This window comes from Dyadobacter sp. 3J3, assembly GCF_009801115.1.
Classification (GTDB): domain Bacteria; phylum Bacteroidota; class Bacteroidia; order Cytophagales; family Spirosomataceae; genus Dyadobacter.
Map to the genome: position 1 here is coordinate 112,963 of NZ_VTOL01000005.1, position 23,613 is coordinate 136,575.

General features: G+C 40.2%; 22 protein-coding genes and 4 tRNA genes. 25 read left to right on the forward strand and 1 reads right to left on the reverse strand.

Annotated elements, in window-relative coordinates; genetic code table 11:
- Positions 1 to 26: 26 nt before the first annotated feature.
- The 10 genes from FZF08_RS12390 to FZF08_RS12435 all read left to right on the forward strand — a co-directional run bounded on the left by FZF08_RS12390 (position 27) and on the right by FZF08_RS12435 (position 9,738).
- A complete protein-coding gene (locus FZF08_RS12390; RefSeq protein WP_159469201.1) occupies positions 27 to 1,907 on the forward strand; it encodes a cbb3-type cytochrome c oxidase subunit I in 1,881 nt (626 codons plus the stop codon).
- Complete coding sequence (locus FZF08_RS12395) at positions 1,882 to 2,910, forward strand: heme A synthase (RefSeq protein ID WP_159469203.1); 1,029 nt, start codon at positions 1,882 to 1,884, stop codon at positions 2,908 to 2,910. Before FZF08_RS12390 ends, FZF08_RS12395 begins: the two co-directional genes overlap by 26 nt.
- A gap of 19 nt (positions 2,911 to 2,929) precedes the next feature.
- A complete protein-coding gene (gene cyoE / locus FZF08_RS12400; RefSeq protein ID WP_159469205.1) occupies positions 2,930 to 3,817 on the forward strand; it encodes a heme o synthase in 888 nt (295 codons plus the stop codon).
- Positions 3,818 to 3,834: 17 nt separating this feature from the next.
- Positions 3,835 to 4,422 (forward strand): cytochrome c oxidase subunit 3, encoded by a 588-nt coding sequence (locus FZF08_RS12405; protein WP_159469207.1) that lies wholly within the window; start codon positions 3,835 to 3,837, stop codon positions 4,420 to 4,422.
- Between the two features lie 13 nt (positions 4,423 to 4,435).
- Positions 4,436 to 5,206, forward strand: a complete 771-nt coding sequence (locus tag FZF08_RS12410) for a cytochrome c oxidase subunit 3 (protein WP_159469209.1) — start codon at positions 4,436 to 4,438, stop codon at positions 5,204 to 5,206.
- Between the two features lie 30 nt (positions 5,207 to 5,236).
- Positions 5,237 to 5,566, forward strand: coding sequence for a cytochrome C oxidase subunit IV family protein (locus FZF08_RS12415; protein ID WP_159469211.1), 330 nt, complete (start codon positions 5,237 to 5,239; stop codon positions 5,564 to 5,566).
- Positions 5,567 to 5,576: 10 nt separating this feature from the next.
- The gene (locus tag FZF08_RS12420) at positions 5,577 to 6,227 is read left to right on the forward strand and encodes a hypothetical protein (protein ID WP_159469213.1); all 651 of its coding nucleotides are present in this window, start codon (positions 5,577 to 5,579) and stop codon (positions 6,225 to 6,227) included.
- A 2-nt stretch (positions 6,228 to 6,229) separates the two neighbouring features.
- Positions 6,230 to 6,769, forward strand: coding sequence for a DUF420 domain-containing protein (locus FZF08_RS12425; protein ID WP_159469215.1), 540 nt, complete (start codon positions 6,230 to 6,232; stop codon positions 6,767 to 6,769).
- On the forward strand, positions 6,766 to 7,053 hold the full coding sequence (locus tag FZF08_RS12430; RefSeq protein ID WP_159469217.1) for a hypothetical protein: 288 nt from the start codon (positions 6,766 to 6,768) through the stop codon (positions 7,051 to 7,053). Before FZF08_RS12425 ends, FZF08_RS12430 begins: the two co-directional genes overlap by 4 nt.
- 159 nt (positions 7,054 to 7,212) lie before the next feature.
- The gene (locus FZF08_RS12435; protein ID WP_159469219.1) at positions 7,213 to 9,738 is read left to right on the forward strand and encodes a glycosyl hydrolase; all 2,526 of its coding nucleotides are present in this window, start codon (positions 7,213 to 7,215) and stop codon (positions 9,736 to 9,738) included.
- Positions 9,739 to 10,539: 801 nt separating this feature from the next.
- Here FZF08_RS12435 and murI read toward each other — a convergent pair.
- Entirely contained in the window at positions 10,540 to 11,349 is an 810-nt protein-coding gene (murI, locus tag FZF08_RS12440) for a glutamate racemase (protein ID WP_159469221.1), read from the reverse strand.
- A 265-nt stretch (positions 11,350 to 11,614) separates the two neighbouring features.
- On the opposite strand from murI, the gene FZF08_RS12445 reads away from it, so the two are divergent.
- The 15 genes from FZF08_RS12445 to rpoB all read left to right on the forward strand — a co-directional run bounded on the left by FZF08_RS12445 (position 11,615) and on the right by rpoB (position 23,541).
- Positions 11,615 to 12,205 (forward strand): RNA polymerase sigma factor, encoded by a 591-nt coding sequence (locus FZF08_RS12445; RefSeq protein WP_159469223.1) that lies wholly within the window; start codon positions 11,615 to 11,617, stop codon positions 12,203 to 12,205.
- Complete coding sequence (locus FZF08_RS12450; protein ID WP_159469225.1) at positions 12,186 to 13,007, forward strand: hypothetical protein; 822 nt, start codon at positions 12,186 to 12,188, stop codon at positions 13,005 to 13,007. The genes FZF08_RS12445 and FZF08_RS12450 overlap by 20 nt, the downstream gene beginning before the upstream one ends.
- 17 nt (positions 13,008 to 13,024) lie before the next feature.
- On the forward strand, positions 13,025 to 14,143 hold the full coding sequence (locus tag FZF08_RS12455; protein ID WP_159469227.1) for an outer membrane beta-barrel protein: 1,119 nt from the start codon (positions 13,025 to 13,027) through the stop codon (positions 14,141 to 14,143).
- 164 nt (positions 14,144 to 14,307) lie between these two features.
- Positions 14,308 to 14,390, forward strand: a tRNA-Tyr gene (locus FZF08_RS12460).
- Positions 14,391 to 14,448: 58 nt separating this feature from the next.
- Positions 14,449 to 14,521 (forward strand) — tRNA-Gly (locus FZF08_RS12465).
- A gap of 141 nt (positions 14,522 to 14,662) precedes the next feature.
- Positions 14,663 to 14,734: transfer RNA gene (locus FZF08_RS12470), tRNA-Thr, on the forward strand.
- 179 nt (positions 14,735 to 14,913) lie between these two features.
- A complete protein-coding gene (gene tuf, locus FZF08_RS12475) occupies positions 14,914 to 16,101 on the forward strand; it encodes an elongation factor Tu (RefSeq protein ID WP_159469229.1) in 1,188 nt (395 codons plus the stop codon).
- A 106-nt stretch (positions 16,102 to 16,207) separates the two neighbouring features.
- A tRNA-Trp gene (locus tag FZF08_RS12480) sits at positions 16,208 to 16,278 on the forward strand.
- Positions 16,279 to 16,296: 18 nt separating this feature from the next.
- Entirely contained in the window at positions 16,297 to 16,488 is a 192-nt protein-coding gene (gene secE, locus FZF08_RS12485; RefSeq protein ID WP_090340809.1) for a preprotein translocase subunit SecE, read from the forward strand.
- A gap of 31 nt (positions 16,489 to 16,519) precedes the next feature.
- Positions 16,520 to 17,074 carry a transcription termination/antitermination protein NusG gene (gene nusG, locus FZF08_RS12490; RefSeq protein WP_159469231.1) on the forward strand — a complete coding sequence of 185 codons (555 nt, stop codon included), beginning with the start codon at positions 16,520 to 16,522 and terminating at the stop codon, positions 17,072 to 17,074.
- Between the two features lie 79 nt (positions 17,075 to 17,153).
- Complete coding sequence (gene rplK, locus FZF08_RS12495; protein ID WP_090339956.1) at positions 17,154 to 17,603, forward strand: 50S ribosomal protein L11; 450 nt, start codon at positions 17,154 to 17,156, stop codon at positions 17,601 to 17,603.
- Between the two features lie 33 nt (positions 17,604 to 17,636).
- A complete protein-coding gene (rplA, locus tag FZF08_RS12500; RefSeq protein WP_159469234.1) occupies positions 17,637 to 18,335 on the forward strand; it encodes a 50S ribosomal protein L1 in 699 nt (232 codons plus the stop codon).
- 1 nt (position 18,336) lies between these two features.
- A complete protein-coding gene (gene rplJ, locus FZF08_RS12505) occupies positions 18,337 to 18,867 on the forward strand; it encodes a 50S ribosomal protein L10 (protein ID WP_159469236.1) in 531 nt (176 codons plus the stop codon).
- Positions 18,868 to 18,962: 95 nt separating this feature from the next.
- On the forward strand, positions 18,963 to 19,343 hold the full coding sequence (gene rplL / locus FZF08_RS12510) for a 50S ribosomal protein L7/L12 (RefSeq protein WP_159469238.1): 381 nt from the start codon (positions 18,963 to 18,965) through the stop codon (positions 19,341 to 19,343).
- A gap of 334 nt (positions 19,344 to 19,677) precedes the next feature.
- Entirely contained in the window at positions 19,678 to 23,541 is a 3,864-nt protein-coding gene (gene rpoB / locus FZF08_RS12515) for a DNA-directed RNA polymerase subunit beta (RefSeq protein WP_159469240.1), read from the forward strand.
- Positions 23,542 to 23,613: the final 72 nt, after the last annotated feature.

The window sequence follows — 23,613 nt, forward strand, 5'->3', positions numbered from 1 at the left end:
TATTAATTTAAATACAAAACAGTCATATGTCAGCTATTGAAGGAATGGAAGTCGCTGTACACCACGAGGAACATGCGCACCATCACGAGGCACAAAGCTTTTGGCAGAAATACGTATTTTCTGAGGATCACAAAGTTATAGCAAAGCAATACCTGATTACAGGGATTCTTTGGGCGGTAATAGGTATTTCTATGTCCGTAATTTTCCGTATTCAGCTTGGGATGCCGGATTCTAATTTGTCATGGCTTAGACCATTATTTGGTAACTGGATTAGCGAAACAGGTAAACTGGATCCTAATTTCTATCTTGCTTTGGTTACAATGCACGGTACCATCATGGTATTCTTTGTACTTACAGCGGGGTTGAGTGGTACTTTCAGTAATTTCTTGATTCCTCTGCAAATTGGTGCAAGGGATATGGCATCCGGATTTATGAACATGTTATCATACTGGTTCTTCTTCCTTGCCAGTGTTATCATGTTTGCTTCATTATTCTTGCAAACAGGTCCTGCCGCTGGTGGATGGGTAATTTATCCTCCTCTAAGTGCATTGCCACAAGCGCATCAAGGCTCAGGAATGGGTATGACGCTTTGGTTGGTCAGTATGGCATTTTTTATTGTATCACAATTATTGGGAGGTATCAACTACATCACGACCGTTATTAACTTACGTACCCGTGGTATGTCATTTGACCGTCTTCCGTTAACGATCTGGTCTTTCCTTATTACAGCGATTTTGGGACTTATATCTTTCCCGGTATTATTCTCATCTGTACTATTATTGATTTTTGACCGTCACTTCGGAACGAGTTTCTATCTTTCTGAAATCTATATCAATGGTGAAGCGCTTCCAAACGTTGGTGGCAGCCCTATCCTTTTCCAGCATTTGTTCTGGTTTCTTGGTCACCCTGAGGTATATATTGTACTTCTTCCGGGACTTGGGATTACATCTGAGGTTATCGCTACAAATTCACGTAAACCAATCTTTGGATATCGTGCAATGATTGCCTCGATGTTAGGTATCGCATTCCTTGCCTTTATCGTTTGGGCTCACCATATGTTTGTAACAGGTATGAATCCATTCCTTGGATCTGTATTTATGTTCCTTACTCTGATCATCGCAGTTCCTTCGGCCGTAAAAGGATTTAATTACATTACTACTTTATGGAAAGGTAATATCGTATTTACTCCTGGTATGTTGTTCGCGATTGGTATGGTTTCATTATTCGTATCGGGTGGTTTGACTGGTATTATTCTTGGAAACAGTGCACTTGATATTCAGCTTCACGATACTTATTTCGTAGTAGCCCACTTTCACCTTGTAATGGGTGCGGCTTCTGCCTTCGGTTTATTTGCGGGAGTTTATCACTGGTTCCCTAAAATGTTTGGTAAAATGATGAACAGAACGTTAGGTCAGATTCACTTCTGGTTTACGTTCATCGGAATTTACCTGATTTTTATTCCTATGCACTATGTAGGTATTGCAGGTTTCCCTCGTCGTTATTATCAATTTACAAGTTATGATTTCACACACAAGTTTATGGATATGAATATGTTCATTACTGTGGCTGCGATTTTGTCATTCCTTGCACAGTTTTTGTTCTTGTTCAACTTCTTCTATAGTATTTTCAAAGGTAAAAGAGCTCCTCAAAATCCATGGAGATCTAATACACTTGAATGGACTACACCAATTGTACCTGGTCATGGTAACTGGGAAGGTGAAATACCGGCAGTTTACCGTTGGTCATATGATTATAGCAAACCAGGTGCAGCTGAGGATTTTATACCTCAAAATATTCCTTATTCTCAAACGTTGGAATCTAATTTCCCTCATGAGAATGAATTAATTGCCACCGAGAAAGAGATAGCGGCTCAGAATTTTAATGACCAGTTCAACCAAGCTCATTGATTTACGTGTTAACCGTCGTTTTCGGCGGTTAACACTGAATACAGTTATTGTGCTCTACTTCCTTATCATGGTAGGTGGGGTAGTGAGAAGTACCGGCGCTGGTATGGGATGTCCTGATTGGCCTAAATGTTTTGGTAGCTGGATTCCTCCAACGGAGGCCTCACAGCTACCATTAAATTATAAGGAGGTTTTTGGCGCTAAGTTAAAAGGCGAAGTGATATTTAATCCGGTAAAGACCTGGATTGAATATGTTAATCGCCTTATAGGAGCTTTTACAGGGATTATGATTTTCATAACACTGCTTGCTTCAACGCCTTATTTGAAATCAAACAGAAAGAGCTTTTTTGGATATAGCTTTTTAGCTTTTATTCTGGTAGGGTTTCAGGGATGGTTGGGATCAAAAGTTGTTTCCTCTGAACTGCATCCGGTAATGATCACGGTTCATATGCTTTTGGCCATTGTTATTGTTTTCATTTTAATCTATCTGTTTATAAGGTCTTCCTATTCGGCAGAAAAAGATGGAAAGAATATTGCAAATAAAGGGCTGATTGATAAAGTAACCATCTTGGTTCTCGTACTGTCTCTAATCCAGATTTTATTAGGAACACAGGTTCGTGAGACAATGGATGAAGTGATTCGCACATTAGGATATTCGGAAAGGGCAGGCTGGATCGGAGCGTTAGGGGTACCTTTTTATATTCATCGTTCTTTCTCCATACTGGTACTTATTTCTAATGTGTTCTGGATAAACAAAATCAATCATTCGATTGCAGGGGAATCCAGAATCAAGCAATTGGGAAAAGGTTGTTTGGCTATCCTGGGACTTGAAATAGTAACAGGAATAGTAATGGCTTACTTAGGAGTTCCGCCATTTGCACAACCTGTCCATTTAACGTTAGCGATTATCATGATAGGATTGCAGTTCATGATGTGGTTATTGATGAATGCAGACCAGTTGGCTTGGAGCAGAGATATTGTTAAATTGAGTAATGATTTAGTGTAGTTGGAAATTGAGCAGCATAATGACATCAGCACAAGAAAGTTTAAATTTGAAAGTAGGAGATAAAGTGAAAGCTTTGTTTGAATTGTTGAAATTCAGACTGGCATTTTTGATCGCTTTTTCAGGTGCGATGGGTTACAGTTTGGGAGCCAGCAGTGTAAGCTGGGTTAAAATCGTTCTTTTCTGTATTGCTTCTATTGGAATTACTGGTGCGGCGAATATCATTAACCAGATTCTTGAAATAGATCTGGATAAAATGATGAAAAGGACAGAAAATCGTCCATTACCAAGTGGCAGGGTTACTGTTGAACAGGCTATTATTTGGGCTGTTTTTCTTGGTGTTTCTTCACTTTTTATTTTCGTTGTTTATTTCAATTTGATAAGTGGATTACTAGCGCTTTTATCGTTAGTATTATATGGTTTTGTTTACACTCCTTTGAAACGGGTCGGTCCGATTGCCGTTTTTGTAGGAGCTTTTCCGGGAGCATTTCCTCCAATGATTGGCTGGGTAGCGGCTACAAATCATTTTGGCCTTGAACCCGGGATTTTATTTGCGATCCAGTTTTTCTGGCAGTTCCCGCATTTTTGGGCTATTGCCTGGGTTTTGGATGACGATTACAAACGTGCAGGTTTTAAGTTATTACCAGCAAACGGTTTGAAAGATGCAGATACAACGATGCAAATTATGATTTACACGTTATTTTTGCTTCCAATAGGTTGGTTGCCTTATCAGTTGGGTATGACTGGAATCAATTCAGCTTTTGTAGCAACAGTCTTCGGTGTTTTGTTCCTTGCCCAGACCTTTCATTTAATGAGAAAGTGTTCTGATAAGACAGCGCGTCAATTGATGTTCGGTTCCTTTGTATATTTGCCTATTGTTCAGATTGCGTTTTTGTTGGATAAATTGTGATATCGTATTAAAGGGAAATGGAAAATATTCAGCAGTTAAAAGTAGATAAAGAGCCTCAGGAGACGCTGGCCATGGATCCAATGAAGTTCATTCTTTGGTTGTTTTTGGTAAGTATTATCATGCTCTTTGCATCACAGACCAGCGCTTACCTCGTTCGTAGAGCAGAAGGTAATTGGTTGGAATTTGAGATGCCTAAGATATTTTGGTACAGTTCAGCTGTTTTGGTCGTAAGTAGTCTCGCTATGCAGTGGGCTTATTTTGCAGCAAAAAAAGATGATTTCAAGACTTTGAAAATAGCAATTTCTGTTACTTTTGCACTTGGAATAGCATTCTTGTATATGCAGTTTGAAGGATGGAAAGATCTGGTTGCTGCGAACGTTTATTTCGTAGGAAACCCTTCTGGTTCGTTTTTTTATGTATTTACAGGATTACACGGATTTCACGTTATTAGCGGGCTTATTGTACTGCTTTTTGCATGGAGAGCAGTATTTCGTTTCAAAGTGCATTCTAAGAGTTTGAGACAAATACAGATTTGTGCTACATATTGGCATTTTCTGGATTTACTATGGTTATACCTTTTTGTTTTTTTATTGACTTTTAATTGATAATTTTTCACCAATGGCTGCACATGTAACAACACCTGGCACGGTACAACCCAAAATGTGGATGGGCGGGATCGAGCCTATGAAAGCGAGTTACGGGAAATTGATGATGTGGTTTTTCCTCATCTCAGATACTTTTACTTTCTCCGCCTTGCTGGTGGCTTATGGAACGGCGCGTTTCAGTTTTCCTTCTTTCGCAGGAAAGGCAGCGGATTTTACTTTCTCTGATCTGTACTGGCCGATACCTGAAAAGGTATATGAATCCGTACCTTTCTTGCACGGTATTTCTTTGCCATTGGTTTTTGTAGGGATTATGACATTTATTCTTATTGCAAGTAGTGTTACCATGGTACTTGCAGTAGAAGCCGGACATCGTATGGACCGTGCAAATGTTGAAAAATATATGCTTTGGACAATTCTGGGAGGATTTACTTTCCTTGGTTGCCAGGCTTGGGAGTGGAGTCACTTTATACATGGAACAGAGGCTGGTTCAATGATGAAGATTTTTGAAAACGGTTCTTATGTCGAGAAAGTAATATATGGAGCAAATCTTACGCAGAACCAGTATGGTCCTCCTGCATTTGCCGATTTCTTCTTCTTCATCACCGGGTTTCACGGAACGCACGTATTTAGTGGAGTTATTTTGAATATTCTTATTTTCTTCCGTTCTGCCACAGGTTTCTATGACAAACGCGGAAGTTATGAAATGGTTGAGAAAGTTGGTCTTTACTGGCACTTTGTAGACCTTGTTTGGGTATTTGTATTTACGTTCTTTTATCTGGTTTAATCAACAGGAGCTTATTTAATTTTAAATCATATGTCAGAAGTACATCATATACACGAGCAGGATCCTCACGCAGGTGCAGAACAGCGTAAAGCAATCTGGAAAACATTCTGGATTCTTCTTGTCCTAACATCTCTTGAATTTATTATTGCCTTTACAGTTCCTCACGGAGTGCTGAAAGTGTCAGTTTTCATTGTAATGACAATTGTCAAGGCATTTTATATTGTAGGTGAATTTATGCACCTTAAACATGAAGCAAAAACGTTGATTTGGACAATACTTGTTCCTATCATTTTTATTGCCTGGTTGATACTGGCACTGCTTCTTGAAGGACATGCTATTTTTGAAGCAGTGTTCAATTAGATAAAACATTATGATAAACTTCCGTAAAGCCGGGTTACTGATAGTCACATTAGTAATTCCGGCTTTGGTCTTTACTTTTTTAAAGTTCTTTGCAACGAATCATTACGATCTTCAGCACTACTTCCCGGTTACAGATTCTTCCGGAAAAGTGGAGGTGAATAATGGTGATACATTGTTTTACAAAGTGCCGGTGATTCATTTGAAGAACACAAGTGGACAATTGGTATCCGAGGAGTTTGGAAACGGGAAAGTAACCGTAGTGGGATATTTACCTGAGAATTGTCTGAACACATGTGAAATCGTCCTCGCACAAGTTGAACGTGTTTTTGCTCTGAAAGAAACAATTCCCTATTTGAATGTGGTAACGCTGTCGGATAAATGGGCCGGTAAAAAGGATACTTATCCGGAAGAAATCAATACAAAAGGATGGAAAGTGTTGACTGGATCAGACGATGAATTGAAAAAGGTCTGGGATTCTGAGTTGAGATTATTAACTGAAATACCAGGTTCTAAAACTAATTCTCTTGAAACGAAGTTAGTACTTATAGACGCTGAAGGATATATTAGAGGGTATTATAATGCGTCAGATTCGGAGGAAACCAACAGGTTGATGGCCGAGATTAAGATTTTGGATTACGAGAAAAAGGAAAATTATAAATAGTTATGGCAACTGTTTTGCTTGAAGAAAATAAGAAATACAGGAAGATAATCAATATCCTGGCTATTGCCATCCCGGTTGCGGTAGCCGTTTTGATCGGTATTCGTCAAAAGATTGATTTGGGTTCCTGGACAAAGATTTTGCCTCATGTCATTGGCATGTTGAACACAGCAACGGCTATTCTTTTGCTGTTAGGGTTCTACTTTATTAAAGTCAATAACCGTAGTGCGCATCGTTTAGTTATGACGTTGGCATTTATTCTGGGCGCAATTTTTCTGGTTTGTTATATTCTCTATCACATTTCAAACGAGTCAACACCGTTTGGGGGTTCAGGATTTATCAGACCGATTTATTATTTCCTCTTGATTTCACATATCGTATTGTCCGTTGTGGTCGTTTGGTTTGTGTTAAGAGCCGTATATTTTGGTTATAGTAATCAGCTCGCAGAACATCGTAAAGCCGTAAAATGGGCATTTCCCATTTGGTTATATGTGAGTGTGAGCGGTGTCATTGTTTATTTACTTATCAGTCCTTATTACACATGAAAAAGTTTCTCGTGATTTTTGGATGTTTTGTAGCTTTTCTTATTCTTACAATTCCTTCTTCAATGGCACAATGTGCAATGTGCAGAGGAACCGTTGAAAGCTCTATGGGAAACGGCAGGAATAATGTTGGTGTAGGGTTAAATACCGGTATTATGTATTTGTTCATGATGCCTTATTTACTGGTTGCAGTGATTGGATATATGTGGTACCGAAACAGCAAAAAGGCTCAGCAGGAACGTCAGTTTATCAATTCAAGAGTGAGTCAGGCGCTAAATCATCAATAAAAGATATTAAATTTAGGAAAGGCGGAATCGTTACTGATTTCGCCTTTTTTTATGAAGTATCGTACCGCAGTTTTGGTTTAAAATAATTTTTTCTGAAAAACCTGCGTAGCGGTAGGTGTAGAAATCAAGGTTATAGTCTTTACAGGTAAACAGACTTTTATGCGGTTATTTATTTTAGGGGGTTTACTTTTTTTTAGCCTGGCAGGTAATGCCCAAAGCATCTCTACGGCCAAGCCCTGGAATTATTGGTGGTGGATGGGAAGTGCGGTTACCAGGGAAGATATTAGTGCCCAACTTGAACAATTTGCCAAATCTGGTTTGGGTGGAGTTCACATTATTCCTATCTATGGAGTAAAAGGATATGAATCTGAATTTATTCCTTTTTTAACAGATCACTGGCTGGATGTAATGCAACATACCGTTTCCGAAGGTAAACGACTTGGACTTGGCGTTGATATGACCACTGGAACGGGTTGGCCATTTGGCGGTCCTAATGTCAGTAAACAAATGGGTGCCAAAACCATAAGTTTCAAGGATAATAAATGGGTGGTGGTACCAACCAAGCAAGAAGTAAAACGACCAGCTCCCGGCGGTGAGGGATTAGTTTTTGATCCATTCCATCCAACAGCTATGTCAAATTATCTTCTGAGATTTGAAGCTGCCTTTGCGCATGCCAAAGAAAAACCGCGGTCTATGTACATGGATTCTTATGAAGCTTATGGCGCTAATTGGACAGACGATTTTTTGAAGGAATTTAAATCCCGCAGAGGTTATGCGCTTCAGGATACTCCGGAGCTTTTAACGGATAGTTCGGGGAAACCGGAATCTGTTTTAGTAAAAATAGATTATCATCAGACTTTAGCTGAATTATTACGTGAGCGTTATGCGCATGTCTGGACACAATGGAGCAAAGAAAAAGGATTTCTTACAAGATATCAGGCCCATGGTTCCCCTGGCAATTTGCTCGACCTCTATGACGAAGCGGATATTCCGGAAACTGAATCTTTTGGTACAAGTCGATTTCCAATTCCCGGATTGAGGATTGATCCGGATTATTCAGTCGCGCAATTTGGTACTCCAAATCCGCTGGCGATGAAATTTGCGTCGTCCGCCGCAGATTTTTCAGGTAAAAAACTTGTAAGTTCTGAAACAGGCACCTGGCTTGCTAACCATTTCAAAGTATCGCTATCGCAGGTAAAACCACAGATTGATGAACTGTTCACGGCCGGAATAAATCATATTTTTTATCATGGAACAACTTATTCACCTACTGCGGAATCTTATCCGGGATGGTTATTTTATGCTTCTACCAACTTTGGGCCTTCCTCACATTTTGCTGAGCACTTTTATTTATTAAATCAATACGTAGAGCGCTGTCAGACTTTGTTGCAGGAAAGCAAACCGGACAATGATATCCTGGTTTATTTTCCCATCCATGATTTGTGGTCGACTCCGGCCAAATCTGCGGGCGGTGTACATTTATTGGAAGTTCACCATGTTGATCGTTGGCTTTTACAATTACCCTTTGGCCAGCTGACTACAAAACTTTGGCAGGAAGGTTACACTTTTGATTATGTTTCAGACAGGCAATTGATGCGTTTAACCGTTGATAAAGATGGAAATCTTACCTCGGGCTCGTCTGTTTATAAAACGATTCTCATTCCTCCATCCACTTACATGCCGGATGAAACACTTTCCCAGCTTTTAAAACTGGCAAAGGATGGCGCTAAAATTGTATTTGATGACCATGTACCAGCCAAAGTAACGGGCTATAATATTAATGAATCAAGACAAAAATCTTTTGATAGCAAACTAGAAGAACTAACAAATCAAAAGCAAAACGTGCTGGTAGATAAAGATTGGGAATCCGCTTTGGCCAAACAAGGTGTTATTCAGGAAAAGTTTGCGAAGCTTGGTTTAACTTTTATTAGAAAATCACAAGGCGGTAAACCCTTATATTTCATCGCTAACGTTGGAAATACATTTCAGGAAGGGTGGATTAGTCTAGGAAAAATAACGGGTATTGTCGAGCAGTATAATCCGGTAACGGATGTGTCTGTTAATGTGCCTTATCGTAACGAAAATAGCGTTAACGAAATTTTTCTATCGTTGAAGCCGGGGCAATCCTGTTTTTTAAGAGAAGCGACAAATAGTATTGAAGCGGTTCCTGTTTTTATTTCAACAAAACAACATCAGGTAACAGGAAGTTGGAAAATTGACTTTTTAAAAGGCCGGCCATCGATTCCGGCTTCGGGAAAACTTCTTAAACCCGCTTCATGGGTTACGCTTTCGGATACTGCGCGTTATTTTTCAGGAACCGCTCGTTACACGGTTTCTTTTGATTTAACAGCTGATATTATCGCTTCAAAAATGATAACGCTTGATTTGGGAGATGTCAGGGAAGTCGCTGCTGTGAAACTGAATGGGAAAGATATTGGGATTGCTTGGTCAATTCCTTTTCAGTTGAAAATTATTCCTGAGTATTTAAGAGAAAAAGGGAATAAGCTTGAAATAGAAGTTACCAATCTTTCAGCAAATTATATGCGATTGCGAGATAAAAAAGCGCCGGACTGGAAGAAGTTTTATGATATTAATATTGTTGATATCACTTATAAAAAATTCGATGCAGCGGGATGGCAGCCAATGCCATCTGGTTTATTAGGACCTGTTCGGTTTCTATATTGAAAATTTTTGAAATAACATGTTTTAGTAATAAATCGGGAGGCTCCTATGGAGCCAGGATTTGGTAAGCATAGTTTCTTGCTATAAACAGGATGCCACGCTGTGGCGGGCATAGAAACACAATAGGCATAAATCAATTTAATTCTGCCTATTGTTTCAAAGCAATAAACCCTGCTCCATCGGAGCATCCTGTTTATAGAAATGGAATTAACAGGGAGACGTTGTGGCGGCCATTGAAGTACAATAGACAGACGTTTAATTTAACATATCAATTGTCTTCAAGCGATAATTCTTGTCCATCGGAGCATCCTGTTTATAGAAATGGACTTCTAAACATTAACGAGGACTCCATCGGAGTCTCCTGAGTTTCTGAAATGATTACTCCCAAAGTGGATAATGTTCGGGTTGAATCCACCAAATAATAAAGCTGAGACTTTTCAAAAGAGATGGTTTGCCAAATCTCGGGAGGCTCCGATGCAGCCAGGATTTGGTAAGCATAGTTTCTTGCTATAAACAGGAAGCCACGCTGTGGCGGGCATATAAACACAATAGGCATAAATCAATTTAATTCTACCCATTGTTTCAAAGCAATAAACCCTGCTCCATCGGAGCATCCTGTTTATAGAAATGGAATTAACAGGAAGACGTTGTGGCGGCCATTGAAGTACAATAGACAGACGTTTAATTTAACATATCAATTGTCTTCAAGCGATAATTCTTGTCCATCGGAGCATCCTGTTTATAGAAATGGACTTCTGAACATTAACGAGGACTCCATCGGAGTCACCTGAGTTTCTGAAATAATTATTCCCAAAGTGGATAATGTTCCAGCTGGATTTTTTGTCCGAAGAATATATTGGTCGACTGTTCGAAGGAAAGGGTATAATCGGAAACATAAAATTGGCGCTTTCCTGTGCCTTTTTCATTTACAAGATAATGTTGTTCCAGCCACGCTCTGAGGGAATGTGCAACAATTTCAGATGTATCCAGAATCTCGACATCATTTTCATAGTATTTACAAATCTGGTTTTTGATCAGAGGATAATGCGTACAACCTAGAATTAAGGCTTCAATACCTTCCAAAGTAGGATCTGAAAGGTAGCTGTCGATAATACTTTCACTGATGTTATTGTCGAAAAATCCTTCTTCGATCATCGGTGCTAATAACGGCGTTGCCAATGATTTTAGATGTATGTTTTTATCCAGGGCATCTACTTTCTTTTTATAAACATTGGACAAAACGGTTTGTTTGGTACCAATAAGTCCAATCGTTTTCCCATCGTAATGTTCTTTGATATAGTCAACAACAGGATCAATTACGTTGAGTACTTTCGCTTTGCTTCCAACATATTCCCTTACAAGTTCAAAAGCTGCGGCAGAGGCAGAGTTACATGCAATGAGAATCAATTTACAATTCTGCTGCAAAAGCATATTGCAGATTTTAATTGAATAGGCCTGAATGGATGCTGTGGATTTGTCCCCATAAGGCAAATGAGCGGTATCTCCGAAATAAATAGTATTTTCATTCGGCAAAAGTCGCGTCACTGCGCTGGCAACAGTCATACCGCCAATACCGCTGTCAAATATTCCTATGGGAGCTGAAGAGTCAAACATTTTGGTTAATCAGATTGGTACTATAATGCCATAAAGCTAAATGAACGGTTTAAATATTCTTCTTGAAATGAAAAAATATTATTTTTTGGAATAAACACCAGAAACTTTAAATATTTAACTACTTGGTTATTAGTCAAATATAATTGTCAGTAATTGAATTGACATACTGAAAACAGAAAATCTGGCAAATATTTGTAGAAACCTTTCAAAGCGATGCAACCTCAGCTATATCTTTTGACATCTTACCATTGAAACAATATTAAGAATGGGTCGAATTTTATCATTTTTCAATCAGGAGGCACAGCTCGTTAAAGCCCTGAGGCATGGGGATGCCAAGGCGCAGAGACAGGTGTACGAAAAATATGGTCCGCGCATGTTGGGCGTATGCTTCCGGTATGTAGGTGATGAAATGACTGCTGAGGATGTGATGGTTGAGGGATTTCTAAAAGTGTTTGGTAAAATTGACCAATTCAACAGCGAAGGAAGTTTTGAGGGGTGGATGAGGAGGATTATGGTGAATGAAGCGTTGGGTTTACTGAGAAAGAAAAGAAAAATGCCGGAGGATATTTTGTCAGATGAAGCTGCCAATATTCCTGATTACAATTATGCAGATCAGTATCTTGATACACAGGAATTACTGGATCTTATCGAGCAGTTGCCGGTTGGTTATCGGACGGTTTTCAATTTATATGCTATTGAGGGTTATGCGCACATTGAAATAGCAGAGGCATTAGGAATAACAGAAAGTACATCAAAATCCCAGCTTCACAGAGCGCGAGCAATGTTGCAGAAGATGGTTGGAGCATGGGAAAATGATTCTAAAAAAAAACTAAATTATGAAAAAACATCCAGTTGATGATCTCTTTAAAAAGAGACTTGCTTCGATCGAAAAAAAGCCTTCGGAGCTAGCGTGGGAACGGATACAGCAAGGACAAAAAAATAAATCGCGCCGTATTGCGGCCTGGGTTTGGTATGCAGCCGCGAGTGTGAGCCTTGCCTTGATTTCCGGATATGTTGTTTGGCAAAATCAAACGGATACTTCGGGTAAGTTGACGAATCAGACTGAAATGGCGAAAGTGGAGAGAAATATTCCTAAAACCATATTGTCGAAAACTCCTCATTTATATGAAAATACTGCTCCAACAGAGGTGAAACCAGAGGTATTATCAAATCCTTCTTCTGTTGAAATCGCACAAAATTCAGAATCGCCGAAGGATAAGAAAATTCGTGACGTAGCGAAGCAGGATTCTTACCGGGAAACAAATGCGTTAATGGAAAAAAATATTAAAGAGGATATCATTCAAGTTGCGATAATTCCATCTGCTAAACCGGAAGAGGTCAATACAAACAAAGTCGATTTACAACAGACAATTTCTGCTGAAAAGGTTAATGCCAAACCTGTCGATCTAGCACGTGTGGAAGACAAAAAAGCTGACAGGACTATTGTAGTCGAAATTGAAGAACCTAAAAACGAATTTAAAGATAAGAAACCATCCCGTTTGGCCAGAGTTTTCCGCCAGCTGAAAAATGTTCGTGAAGCTGAACCGGTGGATTGGGAAGATGTTGGTTTTAATCCAAAAAATATTCTTGCAAGAGTAGATGACCGACCTAACGCTAACGATGAAAAAGTATCAGGTAAACGTGAAAGAAAAAATTAACGGTAACGCTATTAGCCATGAAAATTAATATTATTGCAGTATTTGTAATACTACTGTCGCTCACGCAGGTATGGGCGGGAAACGATGTAAAACCATCCTTAAATAAAGGGACGTTAAATGATTCGATTATTGTACGTTTTGGTAATAAAACCAGGATGGTGATCTACGGGGAAAATAAAAGGGAATTGGAGAAAATCCTGAAATATGATCTTAACACACTTTTGAAAGATTTGAAAGTTAGGCTTGATAGCTCGCAGCAAGACACAACGCTCATTGTGGAGGAATTCAGCGGCAATGATTATCTGAAAAATAAGCCGGATTTAGCTGATGATAAAAACTATGTACGCATTGGCGGAAGAGGGTTGCGGATAAAAAATGGCAATAAAAGTGTAAGTATTGAGCAGGGAACGGTTACTGCCACCGATGAGGATGAAAATGGGAGCTTTGAGAAAATAGGAAGAGCTGCAAAGATGTATGTACCATCCTGGGGTTCCAGTCCGAGAAAGGGATTCAATGTAAGCCTCGGACTAAATACTTACGGCAGTAACACACCGATGATTACTAGTGCCACTCCGTCAGGTGAAAATGCAATGCCGGATTTAAAACCTTGGGGTTCAAGATATGTAAGTCTGGGCTACGTGGCATCTACCACAGTGGCGACAGGACAAAAAGCGAGACTGCATCTGGATTTTGGAATTGATTTTTCATGGTATAATCTGATGTTCCAGGATAATATGAAAATTGTAAAATCAACTGATATGGCTTATTTTGAAAGGGCGACGGACGATAATAATAATCCGGTGAATCTGAAAAAAAGCAAGCTGACAGTTCCCTACGTGAATCTTAGCTTCATGCCCACGCTGAGTTTCCGTAAGTCTTTTATCTCCCATGTGAGTGCTGGTGCCTATGGAGGATATCGGCTGGGAAGCTATTCCAAGACAATCCAGGAAGGAAGTAAGGATAAGAAATTTAACCGTACCAACTTTTTTATCAATGATTTTAGATACGGTCTCGGCTTTGAATTGGGTCTCCGCAGATTTCCGGACCTATTTGTAAATTATGATTTGAACAACCTTTACGAGACAAATCGTGGCCCGGCGGTAAAAATGTTAAGTTTTGGAATAAAATTATTTTAATACTAACCTCTTGATTTAGTGCCTGCTAGAATTGTCTTTCTGGCAGGCACTAAATTTTTTGAAAATATTTTTCCAAATAAGTTGCAGGATATTAAAAAAGGTCATAATTTTGCAGCTCCAAAAGTGAGACAAGAGGTTCTCACGGTTGTATTGAAATGTTGAAGGGGGGTGTACCAGAGTGGCCAAATGGGGCAGACTGTAAATCTGCTGGTGTACGCCTACGGTGGTTCGAATCCATCCGCCCCCACAGTTTAAGCCAGAGTTTTCTTTATGTTTACCAGTATGAAGAAAGGTTTATAACAATTGCGAAAGTAGCTCAGCTGGTAGAGCGATAGCCTTCCAAGCTATAGGTCGCGAGTTCGAACCTCGTCTTTCGCTCATTTTTAAGACACGTCAAGCGACCAGCGAAAACATTCATTTTGAAGCCCTTTCGCTGGTCGCTTTTGGCTGTTGTTTAAATTGGGATTAATTTCTCACGCGAATGTGCTAAACGTAGCATTTCGAAAATGTTGAAATTTTGCTGTTGTAGCTCAGGGGTAGAGCACTTCCTTGGTAAGGAAGAGGTCAGGGGTTCAAATCCCCTCAATAGCTCGGAGGAATGTTTTTACATTCTCATCTTTAATCTGGTAAAAAAAAGATTAAAAGAAAGATTTTGATCCTTGCAATTAGTGTATTGGTTTTGAAGGGCTTGGTAAATGTAAGCTAAACGGGATCAATCAATAGTGTTTAATAAATTCGTAATAACTTCAAATTTTAAGCGTACTTAGGACATGGCAAAAGAGACGTATGACCGCTCGAAACCCCACGTGAATATTGGTACTATCGGGCACGTTGACCACGGTAAAACTACTCTTACAGCGGCAATAACAACTGTATTGGCAAAAAAGGGTTTAGCAGTATTGCGTGATTTCTCATCAATTGATAATGCACCTGAAGAGAAAGAACGTGGTATCACAATTAATACATCGCACGTAGAATATTCCACAGCAAACCGTCACTATGCACACGTTGACTGTCCAGGTCACGCGGATTATGTGAAGAACATGGTTACTGGTGCTGCGCAGATGGACGGAGCTATCATTGTAGTTGCTGCAACTGATGGTCCTATGCCTCAAACTCGTGAGCACATTCTTTTGGCTCGTCAGGTAGGTGTTCCTCAACTAGTAGTATTCATGAACAAAGTGGATATGGTTGATGATCCTGAACTACTTGAACTTGTTGAAATGGAAATTCGTGAGCTTCTTAGCTTCTACGATTACGATGGAGACAACATTCCAGTTATCCAGGGTTCTGCTTTGGGTGGATTGAATGGAGAAGACAAATGGGTTAAAACGATTGAAGAATTGATGGATGCTGTTGATAGCTACATTCCAATTCCTCCACGTATGACTGATCTTCCTTTCCTTATGCCTGTTGAAGACGTATTCTCGATCACTGGTCGTGGTACTGTTGCAACTGGTCGTATCGAACGTGGAGTAATCAACTCTGGTGAAGCTGTAGATATCCTTGGTATGGGTGCAGAAGGTCTTAAATCAACTGTAACAGGTGTTGAGATGTTCCGTAAAATCCTTGACCGTGGTGAAGCAGGTGATAACGTAGGTTTATTGCTACGTGGTATTAACAAAGAAGATATCCGTCGTGGTATGGTAATTTGTAAGCCAGGTTCAGTAAAACCTCACGCATCCTTCAAAGGAGAGGTTTATGTACTTTCGAAAGAAGAAGGTGGACGTCACACTCCATTCTTTAACAAATACCGTCCTCAGTTCTACTTCCGTACCACGGATGTAACTGGAGAAATCACACTTCCAGCTGGTGTTGAAATGGTTATGCCAGGTGATAACATCACAATTGAAGTGAAATTGATCAGCAAGATTGCTATGGAAAAAGGTCTTCGTTTCGCAATTCGTGAAGGTGGACGTACCGTAGGTGCAGGTCAGGTAACTGAAATTCTTGATTAATTTGAGATAAAAAGTTTAAAACAAGTGCATTTCTTTTGAAATGCACTTGTTTTTTATAATAGAAGTTTTGTATCTTTGCAGCCCGAAAGATTGGGAAGCACGAAATACGGGTGTAGTTCAAGGGTAGAATAGCGGTCTCCAAAACCGTTGATGGGAGTTCGAATCTCTCCACCCGTGCATAAGCAAAAAGCAAAAATGGATAAATTTACTTCGTTTCTAAAAGCGTCTTGGGAAGAAATGACCGAGCATGTTACGTGGCCTCCCTTTAACGAGCTTCAGGCGAACACAACATTGGTGCTTGTTGGATCACTTATTTTTGCCTTCGTGGTAGGAATAATGGATTTTGTTTTTGAAAACGCGCTCAGACTGTTTTATCAGTCTTTCTAAGGTTATTTTTTAGCGACACCCCCTGAATGGTATGAGTGGATTAAATTGGTTTGTATTACGTGCTGTATCAGGACAAGAGAAAAAAATCAAGTCCTATATCGAGAATGAAATAACACGGCAGAAACTCACAGAATTCGTTCCGCAGATTCTTATACCTTCTGAGAAGATATATGAAATGCGTAATGGAAAAAAGAGAGTTCGGGAGAAGAACTTTTTCCCGGGGTACATTATCATATCAGCTGATTTATCAAAAGGTGAGGTTTTGCACATTATTACCAGTATTCCGGGAGTAATCGGATTTCTGGGAAATGCTCAGGGAAATTCCAAGGTACCTGTGCCTTTGCGTCAGGCAGAGATTAACAGGATTTTAGGAAGAGTAGACGAAGCCGAACACCACGAAGAAGCACCAAACATGTCTTTCATGAAGGGTGAAACAGTAAAAGTGGTTGATGGTCCTTTCAGTGGATTCATCGGTTTGGTGGAAGAAGTATTTGATGAGAAGAAAAAACTCAATGTAGTTGTAAAAATATTCGGGCGTAATACACCCGTTGAATTAAGTTACGCACAAGTAGAAAAGGATAATTGATCAAGAGAACGGGCAGGGTAAGCTTCCACTTGCATGTAAGCCGTTTAATTAATCAGTGAACCGAACAAATTCCAAAACAATGGCAAAAGAAATAGGTGGATACGTCAAACTACAGGTAAAAGGTGGCTCAGCCAATCCTTCACCTCCAATCGGTCCTGCATTAGGATCGAAAGGTTTGAATATCATGGAGTTTTGTAAGCAATTCAATGGCCGTACTCAGGATAAACCTGGTGTGGTATTGCCGGTAGTTATTACGTACTACAAGGATAAGTCTTTTGACTTCGTCATTAAGACTCCCCCGGCCGCAAATCTTCTTCTGGAAGCATCAAAAGTAAAAGTTGGTTCGGCTCAGCCAAACCGTCTAAAAGTTGGTTCAGTTACTTGGGATCAGGTTCGTACGATCGCTGAGACTAAAATGCCTGATTTAAACTGCTTTACAATTGATTCGGCTATGAAAATGATAGCGGGAACGGCTCGTAGTATGGGTATTACCGTAGCTGGCAAAGCCCCGTGGGAAGAAAACAATTAAGCGTAGTTTAATTACGCTAAAGAAACAAAGAACATGGGAAAACTGACCAAAAAGCAAAAAGAGGCTCTTTCGAAATACGACGCAACTCAGGCTTATACGCTTGAACAAGCTGCGGATGTCCTTAAGACGATTTCTTATACTAAATTTGATTCTTCTGTAGATATTGACGTTCGTTTGGGCGTTGATCCTCGTAAAGCTGATCAAATGGTACGTGGCGTGGTAACATTGCCACACGGAACCGGAAAGGATGTTCGTGTATTGGTTTTGTGTACTCCTGACAAGGAAGCAGAAGCGAAAGAAGCGGGAGCAGATTACGTTGGTCTTGACGAGTATATCACAAAGATAGAACAAGGCTGGACTGACATCGACGTAATAATCACAATGCCTAGTGTAATGGCAAAAGTGGGTAAGTTAGGTAAAGTATTGGGGCCTCGTGGTCTTATGCCAAACCCTAAATCAGGTACAGTTACACCAGATGTAGCTAAAGCTGTGAAAGAAGTTAAAGCAGGTAAGATTGATTTCAAGGTTGACAAATCGGGAATTATTCATGCCAGCGTAGGAAAGGTTTCTTTTGGACCAGACCAACTTGCACAGAACGCGACTGAGGTTATTAACACCTTGATCCGCCTTAAGCCTTCATCGGCAAAAGGTACTTACGTAAAAAGCATTCACTTATCCTCTACGATGAGCCCGGGTGTGACTATTGACAAAAACACGATTCCAGGATTATAATATGACACGGGAAGAGAAAGCAGTAATTATTGACGAGCTAAGTCAGAAATTCTCGAACACGCCATACTTTTATATTACCAGTGCTGCGGGAATGTCCGTAAGTGAGGTTAACATTCTTAGAGGCCTTTGCTTCGAGCGTGGTATTGAGTATCGTGTGGTAAAGAATACACTGATTAAGAAAGCATTAGAAACACTAGATACGGATTATTCTTCTTTCGATACTGTATTGAAAGGATTTTCCGGAGTAATGTTTCACCCGGAGTCAGGTAAAGTTCCTGCACAATTGATAAAAGAATTCAAGAAAAAAGGAGGTAGCGACAAGCTTAAATTTAAAGGAGCTTCTGTTGATTCATCTGTTTTTGTTGGTGAAAGCCAGCTTGACGTTCTGATCGCTCTTAAATCCAAACAAGAAATGGTTGGAGAGATTATCGGATTGTTGCAATCACCTGCCAAAAACGTTATTGGCGCTCTTCAAAGCGGCGGAAACAAATTGGCTGGTATTCTTAAGACTTTATCTGAGAAAGAAGACTAATTTTTTGAATATCTGCCCGTTTGAGCTCCTCGGGTCGGATTAATAGTGAGCTCAAAAATTCATCTATTTGTATAATCACAAAATCAAAAATAAAAATGGCAGATTTGAAAGCTTTCGCGGAACAGCTTGTTAACCTTACGGTTAAAGAAGTGAACGAATTGGCTACAATTCTTAAAGACGAATATGGAATCGAACCAGCTGCTGCAGGTGCAGTTATGGTTGCAGGTCCAGCTGGTGGCGGTGACGCTCCGGTAGTTGAAGAGAAAACGTCTTTTGATGTAATTTTGAAAGCAGCAGGTGCTAGTAAACTAGCTGTTGTGAAATTGGTTAAAGACCTTACAGGTCTTGGACTTAAAGAAGCAAAAGAACTTGTTGACGGTGCACCGAAACCAGTTAAAGAAGGAGTTGCTAAGGACGAAGCAGAAGCTTTGAAAAAACAACTTGAAGAAGCTGGTGCTGAAGTTGAAGTGAAGTAATTTGCTTTATACCAATCATCAATAAAATCTTGGGAACAAGACCTGACTTTCGTCAGGTCTTTTCCTATTTTGCATGTAAACCAAACAAATTTTACTTCTTTTCGTTTGGTATATATGGCCGAAAGTAAATTTTCATTTTCGGTAATCTAATTCTCCTTCCGGATAATTGGTCTGAAACACTTCTTTACTCGTAGAAAAGAAGAAAAGGGATCGTTATCTAAATTTCTCTACGAGGCAAACGATTAAGGTTTTAAACTAATTAGTACGATTGCGTGTTGTAAAGTGTTACATCGTCGCTTTGTTTTCGTTCTACTAACCCAAATCAGACATAGCCTTGGCTACAATTAAAGCAACTCCCAGAAAAAATTTCTCCAGGATTAATCAGATTATTGATTATCCGGATCTGTTGGGAATCCAGGTACAGTCATTCCGGGATTTCTTCAGTCTTGATACATCAGTAGAAGATCGTTCTGACGAAGGATTGTACAAAGTTTTCGCTGAGAACTTTCCTATTGCAGATTCACGCGACAACTTCGTGCTTGAGTTTATTGATTACTTATTAGAGCCGCCAAAGTATTCTGTCGATGAATCTATCGATCGTGGATTGACTTATGCAGTGCCACTAAAAGCAAAATTACGTTTGATATGTAATGATGCTGATCATGAAGAATTTGAAACCATTGAGCAAGAGGTATTTTTAGGAAATATCCCTTATATGACGGATCGCGGTTCGTTTGTAATCAATGGTGCTGAACGTGTTATTGTTTCTCAGTTACACCGTTCGCCGGGTGTGTTCTTCTCCATGAGCAAGCACACAAACGGTTCTAAATTATATTCTGCACGTATTATTCCGTTCAAGGGTTCATGGATTGAATTCTCTACTGACGTGAATAATGTCATGTATGCATATATTGACCGTAAGAAGAAATTTCCGGTTACTACGCTTTTAAGAGCCATCGGTTTTGGTTCTGATAAGGATATCCTTGATCTCTTCGGACTTTCTGAAGAAATCGGAGCGACTCCAACAAACTTGAAAAAAGCTGTTGGACGTCGTTTGGCTGCAAGGGTACTTCGTACCTGGACGGAAGATTTCGTGGATGAAGATACCGGTGAGGTAGTTTCTATCCAACGTAACGAAGTATTATTAGAGCGTGATTCAACAATCACGCCTGAGGATATTGAAGTAATCGTGGAATCTGGTCAGAAGTCAGTGATCCTTCACAAAGAAGACATGAATGTTGCGGATTATAATATCATTTATAATACGCTGCAAAAAGATAGCTCAAACTCCGATAAGGAGGCTGTTGAGCAAATTTACCGCCAGCTTCGTAACGCAGAAGCACCGGATGAACAAACGGCAAGAGATGTAATCCAAAGCTTGTTCTTCAGTGATAAACGTTATGACCTTGGTGATGTTGGTCGTTACCGTATCAACAAAAAATTAGGTTCTGACACAAGTCTTGACGTTCGCGTTCTGACAACTGGTGATATCGTTTCGATCGTTAAGTATCTGATCGGTCTTATCAATGCGAAAGCAGTTGTCGATGATATTGACCACTTGTCAAACCGTCGTGTTCGTACTGTTGGTGAACAACTTTATGCGCAGTTCGGTGTAGGTTTGGCTCGTATGGCTCGTACCATTAAAGAACGTATGAACGTACGTGATAACGAAGATTTCAAGCCTGTTGATTTGATCAACGCGCGTACGCTTTCTTCTGTTATCAACTCCTTCTTCGGTACCAACCAGTTGTCACAGTTTATGGATCAAACAAATCCATTGGCTGAGATTACCCACAAAAGACGTATGTCTGCGCTTGGGCCTGGTGGTCTTTCTCGTGAAAGAGCAGGTTTTGAGGTTCGTGACGTTCACTACACGCACTACGGTCGTCTGTGTACAATCGAAACTCCTGAAGGTCCTAACATTGGTTTGATTTCATCACTTTGCGTTTTTGCCAAAGTTAACGGAATGGGTTTCATCGAAACTCCTTACCGTGTAATTGATAGCGGCGGAAAGCTGACGAACGAACTTATTTACATGACTGCGGAAGAAGAAGATTCCAAATATATCGCTCAGGCCAACGCCTCGGTTGATGCAGAAGGAAACTTTACCGTAGATAAGATCAAGACGCGTTTTGAAGGTGACTTTCCAATGGTTGATCCTTCTCAGGCATCTTATATGGACGTTGCAGCAAACCAGATTGTATCGGTTGCGGCTTCTCTTATTCCTTTCCTTGAACACGATGATGCCAACCGTGCCTTGATGGGATCAAACATGCAGCGCCAAGGTGTTCCATTGTTGCGCCCACAAGCGCCAATCGTTGGAACTGGCCTTGAAAAGCGTGTTGCGATGGATTCACGTGCATTGGTAGTAGCTGAAGGTGACGGTGTGATTGAATATGTGGATGCAACGAAAATTGTTGTTCGCTACGAAAGAACGCCGGAAGAACAACTTGTTAGCTTTATTGAAGACAGCGTTTCTTACGACCTTGTTAAATTCCGTCGTACCAACCAGGACACTTGCTTAAACTTACAACCGATGGTTCTTAAAGGCCAGAAAGTTTCAAAAGGAGAAGCATTATGTCAGGGATATGGTACAGAAGGTGGAGAACTTGCATTGGGTCGTAACCTTTTGGTAGCGTTCATGCCTTGGCAGGGATATAACTTTGAGGATGCGATTGTAATCTCTGAGAAAGTGGTTCGTGACGATATCTTTACCTCTATTCACATTGAAGAATTTGAATTGGAAGTTCGTGATACGAAACGTGGAGAAGAAGAACTTACTGCTGAGATTCCTAACGTAAGCGAGGAAACTGTTAAAAACCTTGATGAAAACGGTATCGTACAAGTTGGTACGGAAGTAAAAGAAGGAGATATTTTAATTGGTAAGATCACTCCAAAAGGTGAATCAGATCCAACTCCGGAAGAAAAACTTCTTCGTGCAATCTTTGGTGACAAAGCCGGTGATGTGAAGGATGCTTCGAAAAAAGCACCACCATCGATGAAAGGTGTTGTTATTGATACTAAACTTTTCTCTCGTCCAACGAAAGAAGAGCGTGCGAAACACAAGGACGAGTTGAAATTGCTTATGAAGAAATATGGCCGTGACTTGACAGCACTTCGCGGGCGTATTATTGAAAAGCTTGTTGCTTTGGTTGATGGAAAAACCAGCCAGGGTGTTAAACATAAATTTGGTGATGAGCTGATCAGCAAAGGAATGAAGTTTAACGTGAGAAATATCTCTGAGAACTTGTTCCCTGCAAACAATCCATACCGTGATGAAAGCCAGTATGCAGTGGTTGAGGAAGTAAACTTGATCGGTGACGTACTTACAGATTCTTGGACTGAGGATACTCATACAAATCGTCAGGTTTCTCTTGCATTGAAGAATTTCCTTAACGCTCGCAGCGAGTTAATGGGCCGTTTCAAACGTGACCGTTTCGCTCTTGAAGTTGGAGATGAACTACCGGCGGGTATCGTGAAACTTGCGAAAGTATATATCGCTAAGAAACGTAAATTGAAAGTTGGAGATAAAATGGCGGGTCGTCACGGTAACAAAGGGGTTGTTGCCCGTATTGTACGTGATGAAGACATGCCATTCCTTGAAGACGGAACACCAATGAACATCGTGCTTAACCCACTTGGGGTACCTTCACGTATGAACATCGGTCAGATTTACGAAACCATTCTTGCATGGGCAGGTTTGAAACTTGGTCGCCGTTATGCTACTCCGATTTTCGATGGAGCTACGGAAGCTGAAGTTGCTGCTGAATTGAAAGAAGCAGGTTTGCCGGATTGGGGACGTACTTATCTTTACAATGGATTGAGCGGTGAACGTTTTGATCAGCCGATTACAGTTGGACTTATGTACATGATGAAACTGGGTCACTTGGTTGATGATAAAATGCACGCGCGTTCGATTGGGCCATACTCTCTTATTACACAACAGCCGTTGGGTGGTAAAGCACAGTTTGGAGGTCAGCGTTTTGGAGAAATGGAAGTGTGGGCACTTGAAGCATTTGGTGCATCTCACATTCTTCAGGAAATCCTTACCGTGAAATCGGATGATGTAGTTGGTCGTGCCAAAGCATACGAAGCTATCGTGAAAGGTGAAAACCTTCCGAAACCAAATATTCCGGAGTCATTCAATGTACTTGTTCACGAACTTCGTGGATTGGCATTGGAAATTACGCTGGACTAATTTTTAGTCGTAAGTAGAGCGGCAGAAATGCTGCTCTGCTTAGAAATGCAATACAAATTGAGTTTCGACTAA